Source organism: Spirochaetales bacterium (assembly GCA_016930085.1).
Lineage (GTDB): Bacteria > Spirochaetota > Spirochaetia > SZUA-6 > JAFGRV01 > JAFGHO01.
This window is the reverse complement of the sequence record JAFGHO010000064.1, coordinates 111,081-118,671: the sequence shown is the minus strand read 5'-3', so window position 1 is coordinate 118,671 and position 7,591 is coordinate 111,081. Positions and strand designations below refer to the sequence as shown.

At 43.2% G+C, this 7,591-nt stretch carries 7 protein-coding genes; 3 read left to right on the top strand and 4 right to left on the bottom strand.

Annotated elements, in window-relative coordinates; translation table 11 throughout:
• From JW881_11480 to JW881_11470, 3 genes are all read left to right on the top strand, one after another.
• A partial coding sequence (locus JW881_11480; protein ID MBN1698126.1) for a DUF1003 domain-containing protein occupies window positions 1-544 on the top strand: 544 nt, incomplete at its 5' end.
• Between the two features lie 162 nt (window positions 545-706).
• Window positions 707-1,297, top strand: coding sequence for a class I SAM-dependent methyltransferase (locus JW881_11475; protein MBN1698125.1), 591 nt, complete (start codon window positions 707-709; stop codon window positions 1,295-1,297).
• A gap of 134 nt (window positions 1,298-1,431) precedes the next feature.
• Window positions 1,432-1,923: a GNAT family N-acetyltransferase gene (locus tag JW881_11470; protein MBN1698124.1), complete on the top strand. Its 492-nt coding sequence runs from the start codon at window positions 1,432-1,434 to the stop codon at window positions 1,921-1,923.
• An 81-nt stretch (window positions 1,924-2,004) separates the two neighbouring features.
• Here JW881_11470 and JW881_11465 read toward each other — a convergent pair whose 3' ends face one another.
• The 4 genes from JW881_11465 to JW881_11450 all read right to left on the bottom strand — a co-directional run bounded on the left by JW881_11465 (window position 2,005) and on the right by JW881_11450 (window position 7,480).
• Window positions 2,005-3,417, bottom strand: a complete 1,413-nt coding sequence (locus JW881_11465) for a VWA domain-containing protein (GenBank protein MBN1698123.1) — start codon at window positions 3,415-3,417, stop codon at window positions 2,005-2,007.
• Window position 3,418: 1 nt separating this feature from the next.
• Window positions 3,419-4,318 carry an FHA domain-containing protein gene (locus JW881_11460; protein ID MBN1698122.1) on the bottom strand — a complete coding sequence of 300 codons (900 nt, stop codon included), beginning with the start codon at window positions 4,316-4,318 and terminating at the stop codon, window positions 3,419-3,421.
• A 10-nt stretch (window positions 4,319-4,328) separates the two neighbouring features.
• Entirely contained in the window at window positions 4,329-6,278 is a 1,950-nt protein-coding gene (locus tag JW881_11455; GenBank protein ID MBN1698121.1) for a serine/threonine protein kinase, read from the bottom strand.
• Between the two features lie 125 nt (window positions 6,279-6,403).
• Window positions 6,404-7,480, bottom strand: coding sequence for a metallophosphoesterase (locus JW881_11450; GenBank protein ID MBN1698120.1), 1,077 nt, complete (start codon window positions 7,478-7,480; stop codon window positions 6,404-6,406).
• Between the last annotated feature and the right edge of the window lie 111 nt (window positions 7,481-7,591).

Sequence of the window (7,591 nt, the reverse complement as noted above, 5' to 3'; positions counted from 1 at the left end):
TCTTAATTACCCTTTTTTAAAAAAAGTGGGGAATCTTGTTTACCCTGATCGGGTAAAAAATGGGGAATTGAGTTTACCCTGGACAATCAATGCACAATATGAAGAAAAATATACTATTGGAAATAAAATATCTGACATTGTTGCTAAATTTGGAGGAAGCTGGAGATTTATAATTTCTTTTTTTAGTATATTAATATTATGGATTCTGGTTAATAGTCATTTATTATTATCAAAACCTTTTGATCCTTATCCGTATATATTACTTAATTTGATTTTATCATGTATAGCAGCAATTCAGGCTCCCATTATCATGATGAGTCAAAATCGACTGGAAACAAAAGACAGAATAAGAGTGGAAAATGATTATAAAATAAATCTAAAATCAGAGATTGAGATAAGAACTTTGCATGAGAAGATAGATCATCTATTACTCGAACAATGGTCAAAGATGATTGAAATACAGGAATTACAAATCGACCTTTTAAACGAGATAAGAGAATCCATAGAAAAAAAACACAAATACCCCAACGACGCCCAACACTAGTTTTCCGGCTTTGACGGACAAGCGCCTCTGCCAAAACCGACACGTGTGTCACAGTAAATGTCGAGTATAAGTCGTGTAATTATTAAAAAGACAATAAGGTAATTGTGCCAACTTCGGCAAGCCATAAAACGTTATATTTTATTGTTTTCTCAGGAGATAAAGATGTTTACTGAAATAACAACTGTAATGTCGGAAAGAATGGCCTTCCTTGAAACTTTGGATAAAAAAGACCGGCTTGATGGTACTCCAAAGATGCAAAGGCTTCGGCAGATACCGCCCGAAACCGGCAGGTTCCTCTCAATAATAGCCGCCAATTGTCCGCCGGGCCAACTGATTGAAATAGGTACAAGCGCCGGCTACTCAACGATGTGGATTTCTCTTGCAGCAAAGGAACGAAGAATGAAAGTGAAAACGTTTGAATTGTCGGAATACAAGATACGAATGGCAATGGAAACCTTCAAAAAAGCGGAAATCGAGGATTTTGTCGAACTTATAGAAGGCGACGCCCTCGTCAATATCCGGCAAACTGAGAATGTCGCATTCTGTTTCCTTGATTGCGAAAAAGAAATGTATCTACATTGTTGGGAAATAATGTCTGATAAGATCGTGAAAGGCGGTATCCTGGTCGCCGATAATGCTGTCAATCATTTTGAAACCATTAAGCCGATGATTGAAAAAGCTCAGAACGACGAGCGTTTTGACAGTGTCATTGTCCCGGTTGGTAAAGGCGAATTAATCTGCAGGAGGAAATAACTATAAAAACAAAACATATAACAGCGAGGACGGGGCTTCACTTGATTCCGCTCAAATCATCTCCCCTTGTTCACCAATTTCGCGTACCCGTAAGACGGTAGTATAAATTAATCGGACTAAAACTGGTAAAATAGATGATAGATAAAATCAAAATAAATATATCGCAAAATAAAGATGAGATTGAAGAATGCGCCAAAATAATGTCTACTTCCGAACCGTGGTTGACTCTCAAGAGATCTTTCAATGATTCAGTTAAATATATTGAAGATAAATCAAAAAATTGTTTCATTACAAAAATTGAAAATGAAATTGCCGGATTTATTTTAATCAATATGAACGGTGCTTTCATCGGTTATATTCAATCAATAGCGGTTAAAGAGTCCTTCAGGGGCAGAGGAATCGGTTCTCGTTTGATAAAATACGCCGAGGATTATATTTTTCAGTATAGTCCCAATGTTTTCATCTGTGTATCATCTTTTAATGAAGGTGCAAAAAAGCTTTATCTTAAGCTGGGATATAAGATTATCGGAGAATTGGAAAATTATTTTATCAATAATCAATCTGAATTCCTCTTAAGAAAAACAATTTCTCCACTTTCGGATTTTTCCGGGCCAAAATCCGACTAGCTGCCGCTAACGTTAGCCGATATATGATTCTTCTACGGAACAATGATTAAGACTATTTTATTTGACAAATACAACCCGCCCCTACTTCTTCTTTTTCTTCTTCTGCTGCTTCTTCTTCTGCGCCTCCAGGACCCCGCCGTCGAAGACGATCGTCGTTTCGCCGACCTTTATAAGATCGCCTGAACGCAGCACCTTTTTCTTCACCTTTTTATTGTTGACGGTTACCGGGATGTCATCCGATGCGAGCGTGAAAATACCGTGGTCGTTCTTTATCGTTACCTCAGTCAGGGCCGCTTTGTCGTCCATGGCGAGGGTGATATCGTCCTCCATACCCGTCCCGATCGTTATCTCTTTTTGATCCTGTGCTATCGTCAGTTTTTGCGGAAGCGTCTTGCTTCCCTTTGTGGTCAACACTTCGAGATTAGGTTTCTTCTTCCTGTTCTTGAACTTCATCAGCGAAAAAATAAAAAGCAGAAGAAACGCCGCGAGAACGGCCAGAAACATGAAGTAATCGAGCCTCTCCTGTGGTTTACCGAAAATCGTTTCCGAAAAATAATACCGTTCTCCTTCGCTTTTCCTTCCGCCCCGTTCATATTCGACCTTGACCAGTTTTTTATCCGCGGGAATCATACCCGCCTCATAGATCATGAGGTATTCATTCAATATCTGGTTTCGTATGAGACTGTAGAGGTTTTCGAGTTCCTCCGGTTTATAAGCGGGAAAATACCTTCCACCGGTATTTTCCGCTATATGCGTCAGATCCCTGTTCGCAGTATGGATGAGACCGATGGTAAATACCGAAATCCCTTCCTTCTGTGCCGCTTCGATCGCCCCCTCAAGCCCCGCGCGTTCGGGATAATTCGGATTGTCCTTCAACTGGTAATTCTCCCCGTCCGAAAGAAGGATAATTACCTTTCTCCCCCCGACTGTCTGGAAAAAACGGATCGATTCATGCAGTGATTCATACAGTTCCGTATAACGTTCGTCTCCCGTGGGAACGGTGATATCGCCGAGGGCCTTCTCGATTTTCACCTTGTTCGCCGTCGGATTGATCACATTGTGCAACCTGACATTGAAGGTGGCGAAACCCACTCTGTCCTGCGGGTTCTTTATCTGTTTCAGAAGGGAGGCAACCGCGTTTTTTGCATAGGTGATCCTCCATTGGTTCCGATTCTCCGTCTCGTTTCCGGAAGCGTCTTCGTACATGCTGCCGGAATTGTCGATAATGAGAAGAAGATTGACGCCTTCGTTGATATTCACCCCTTTCCTGAAATCGAGGATGGCCCGTTCTTTCCCTCCCTCGAACAAACGGAAATCATCCTTCGTGAGATCCTTGATCGGGTATCCGTTATTGTCCGTGACGCTGACATATGCTTTTACCCGGTTGTTCGCGATGAGCTGGGAATTATCGATCTGTGTAATCGATACCGAATCCGCAAATACCGGAACGGCTGCAACAATAACAACCAATAAACACCATAATCGTTTTCTCATCTTATCCCCTCTCCTTTTTTTTGAAAAGAAACTGGGCCGTACCAATCCGGATAATGTCGCCGTTTTCCAGTTTCTTTTTCGCCGTTTGTTCGTCATTGACAAAGGTGTTTGTCTTTGTCCCCGCCTGGGTAAGATAAAATCCATCCTTTTCTTTCGTAATCTCCGAATGTACTTCCCCGATATTCTTATAACCTTCAAGATTCACAACCGTCAGCGGAGAAGATCCAATCGACGTCAATTGCTGTGTGAGGGGGTATTCCCTTCCCTTGTAACTTCCGTTCAGGAGGAAAAGTGATGCGTCGGTCATCTTTATCTCGATAAAGCCATAGAAGACTCCGATACAGAGTCCCAGGAGAACCAACCCCGCAAGCCGGGCGACCGGATTCCCTTCGAGAAGCAGCTTCAGGTATTCAAAGGCGAGTCCGCCGAAAATACCGCCGATACAACCGCCGATCAGGCCATTACGGATCTTCGCGAACGACCTGCTTCTGATTCCCTCGCCCATCCCGACAAGCGCTCCGAACAAAGCCCATCCCACCGCTTTCGATAGCGGGGTTCCGAGTGTCTTGATCGACAGATTGGAATTGAAAAAGGTCGTGCCGATTAAAAGAAGAACAAACTGACCCAGCAATAACCCCGCGGCACCTCCGATAGCGCCGAAAAGAATCCCCGTCAAAATCCCCGGTATCATTTTGGCTTTTGACATGGAAATGATTCCCTCACTCATTCCGAAACATCCTCCCATAAAAATTCCGATCGACACCCCCGTTGCCATACTGAAGAGAAGAAGGTTCGGAAAATCCTTTTGGAAAAAAATGACAAGCTCGGCAAACGGCCATGAGAGAATCCCGGAAGCGATACCGATACACCCATACATAATTATTCGCATACCAAGTGACATAGAACCTCCTTTACTTTCCAGGACTGATTATAATGGTATTTTTCTTGTTATCAAAGCTTATATCCAGAACCGTAGTTCTTTTTTGTATTATTTTAAACTGGTACGATTGCTGTTCCGCCGCTGCCCCCATTCTCACCGTCAGCGTATAATTGCCCTCGGGAAGCGGAAACTCCTTTTTTCCGTCGACGGTATATCCGTATGTAACGAATTCCTTACGGTCGCCCCCGATATAATTCTCCGACCGGTTGTCAATGAGTATTTCGCCTTCGGTGAAATTGCTTTTGAGAACGAGCTTCCCCGGATATTGAACGAGTCCGATATCGAGTTCGAGATTTTCGACATCACGTTCGACATAGAGGATTATCTGTTTTTCATAATAACCGGGGGCCTCGTATTTAAAAATATAATTTCTGCCCGAGGTGATTTTATCCAGCCGTTTCCATTCGCTTTTCCAGTTTTTCCACACCCTTCCGTCCTTTATCCATATGTTCGTCTGGGCATAGATCGATTTTCCGGTAACGCTGTCATATATCGCATGTTTGATGCCGATCGGCTGAACGGGCGGTTGATCCACGCTGAATTCGAATAACCTTCGCTTTTCCGTCTGGAGGGATTGTCTTTGTATTCTTCTTGGATTAAGATAAAAAGCCTTTAAGATTTTCTGATTTTCCAGAATCAGATTCAATTCGTAATTGCCTGCGGGTAAAAAAATTGTACCGGTGGAAAGCATATCCTTCCATTTTTTATTCAGTTTTTCCTGTTTTAAAAAAGGCAACGCAATGGGGAAGGATTGCGGATGCAACATGAATGTTTTCGCCTCTTCATTCTTGCTGTCCACTTTCAACAATTCCGCCACACCATAAATGAACCTGGTATCTTTATAATAATTCTTTGGAACGAACGCCCGTATCTCGAGCCCGCCGTACGCCTTATCCTGAAAAAAATCATGGTAGAATCCCCATGAGTAGAACAGGAATCCTGAAGCCAGCACCAAAGCGGCGACGACTGCCGCAGCCGCCAAAAGGAATAGGGGGTTCCTTTTTTTCTTGACTGCCATGGACGCAAGAAGCGATTCGCTTGACTTGGAATCCTCAAGGATATAATTCCTGATTGCCCTGTTCATCTCCCTCTGGTCTTTGAAACGGGACACATACGGCGACAATAATTTCAGGAGGTATTTCAAATCCTTATACCGCCGCTTGATTTTATGGTTCATTGTTTTTCTGATTATCCGTTTAAAAAGCGCCGGTATAGCGGGATTTATTTTTTCGGGTCTGTCGTAATGACCTTTAGTAATATTTTTTATCGTGTCGGCCGAAAAATTGGACGGGAACGGTTTTACTCCCGTCACTACTTTGTAGAAAAGCACCCCGAGCGAATATATATCGGACCTTTTATCCACTGTTTTCGCGCTGGTAAGCTGCTCGGGAGACATATACGCGGGTGTTCCCATAACGGCACCGGTTTTTGTCAGATCTTCCTCTTTCTCCTCCCGTGCCGTCGCGATGCCGAAATCAACCAGCTTCACTTCACCGGCTTTTGATATAAGAACATTATCCGGTTTTATATCACGATGAACGACTCCCTTGTCGTGAGCATATTTCAGACCTTTGGCAACCTCATAGAGGATGAGAATTGATGCCATCGGGCTTATCTGTTTTTTCTTTTTTATAAGGTTCTCGAGGGTAACGCCGTCCACATACTCCATCGCGATATAATATGAGGAGCCTTCTCTGAAATGATCGTAGACCTGGACGATATTCTCGTTTCTGAAATCGATCATTATCCGGGCTTCTCTTTTAAACCGCTGTGCAAGCGCCTTCTGCGAAGTGATTCGAAGCTGTTTTATGATAATCGGCCGTCTGAGGGTGGGGTGAAGGGCTTTGAATATTTTTCCCATCCCCCCTTCACCAATCTTATCGAGGACTCGATATTTCCCTATCTTCATTTTTTCTGACATCTTACATCCCATTCCTTATTCCGTCACAAAGTACGGTGATAACCGGATATCTGCAAGCCCCAATCCTTACACAATACCTTATCACCCGTGCAAATCCGTTCATCAGCAGACAGCTTTCGCTTTTGCTATAATAAGACAGAATTCTTGATATAATCCTCCGCCTGTCCATTGAGTTCAATAATATCATTTTCCAGATCTATCGGCCGGTCCTGCGGGATCCTCGCAACGAGATGTTTTTTAGGATTATGCAGCTGAATATACTTACCCCCCGCACGGGCAAAATAACGGTCGGTGACCGCCCGATGTCCACCGAAATAATAACCGTCATCTCTTTGGGATTCATCAAGATAATATTGAATCATCTTCTGGACACTACCCTGTCGAGCCGCTCCATTATCGGTCCACGTGAGACCGGCGACAACTTCCGTGTTACCCCGGTAATTTATAATCGTCTTTCTGTCAAAAGCCGATGCCGGTTCCGCATGCGAGACGAGAAAATTCTTCCCGACGGCAAAAAGCGGTAAATTCTTTTCAAAGGTATAATATGTTGTGAGAAACTCGACACCGTAAAATCTGTTGATAAACTCGAACACCATTGCGCCTTCGTATGCGTACTTTCTGAAAGGAAAGTTACCTCCACCGCCTTCATTCATGATATTTTCGTGGTTGCCTTTCAGAAAGTGAAAATTGTCGGGAAAAGCGGTTTTCACAAACATAACCATTTCCATGATACCGAGACTTTCCCGCATCTCTTCATCCATATGCCGGTGGCGTTTGTATTTGGTCGTAAACTCCTCGAAGGCCTTCTGCCACCTGGCGACAGCCCTTCCTTCCGCGTGGAATCCATCACCCACACAGACAATCTGAAGGGTATCGGAAGATAGTTTATCGATATTTGTTTCTCCTTGATCATCGGATAAAAGCATAATCTTGATAAAAAAATCGAGCCGGGCGTGCAAATCGGGAACGATAATTACCGGTGTATATTGCTTAAGCTGTATGACCCCCCCGGGTTTGTTGCCGTTAATGCCTTCGGTTCCGTACGGCCGTATTGATTCATTCTCGTTTTCCAGCACATAGTTGACCTGCTTCAGCACTTCGAGATATTCGGGAACGGGAGGAAGCGTTTTTCGATTATATATCTCTACCAATTTCTTTTTGATATGTTTGCTCTGTTCACAAATGGCCGTTTCCTCACTCATTTCCATATCCATATTTAATGTAAATTAACATAATCTAAAAATCGATTTCTCTTTACACACACGTTACGATCGACCGTGATGACACCGCATGTTTTGTCAATCGAAGGATAT

Excerpts from the sequence above, each read along its gene's own strand:
- JW881_11460 (MBN1698122.1), bottom strand. The coding sequence starts at position 4,318 with ATGTCACTTGGTATGCGAATAATTATGTATGGGTGTATCGGTATCGCT.
- JW881_11470 (MBN1698124.1), top strand. The coding sequence starts at position 1,432 with ATGATAGATAAAATCAAAATAAATATATCGCAAAATAAAGATGAGATT.
- JW881_11475 (MBN1698125.1), top strand. The coding sequence starts at position 707 with ATGTTTACTGAAATAACAACTGTAATGTCGGAAAGAATGGCCTTCCTT.
- JW881_11450 (MBN1698120.1), bottom strand. The coding sequence starts at position 7,480 with ATGAGTGAGGAAACGGCCATTTGTGAACAGAGCAAACATATCAAAAAG.
- JW881_11455 (MBN1698121.1), bottom strand. The coding sequence starts at position 6,278 with ATGTCAGAAAAAATGAAGATAGGGAAATATCGAGTCCTCGATAAGATT.
- JW881_11465 (MBN1698123.1), bottom strand. The coding sequence starts at position 3,417 with ATGAGAAAACGATTATGGTGTTTATTGGTTGTTATTGTTGCAGCCGTT.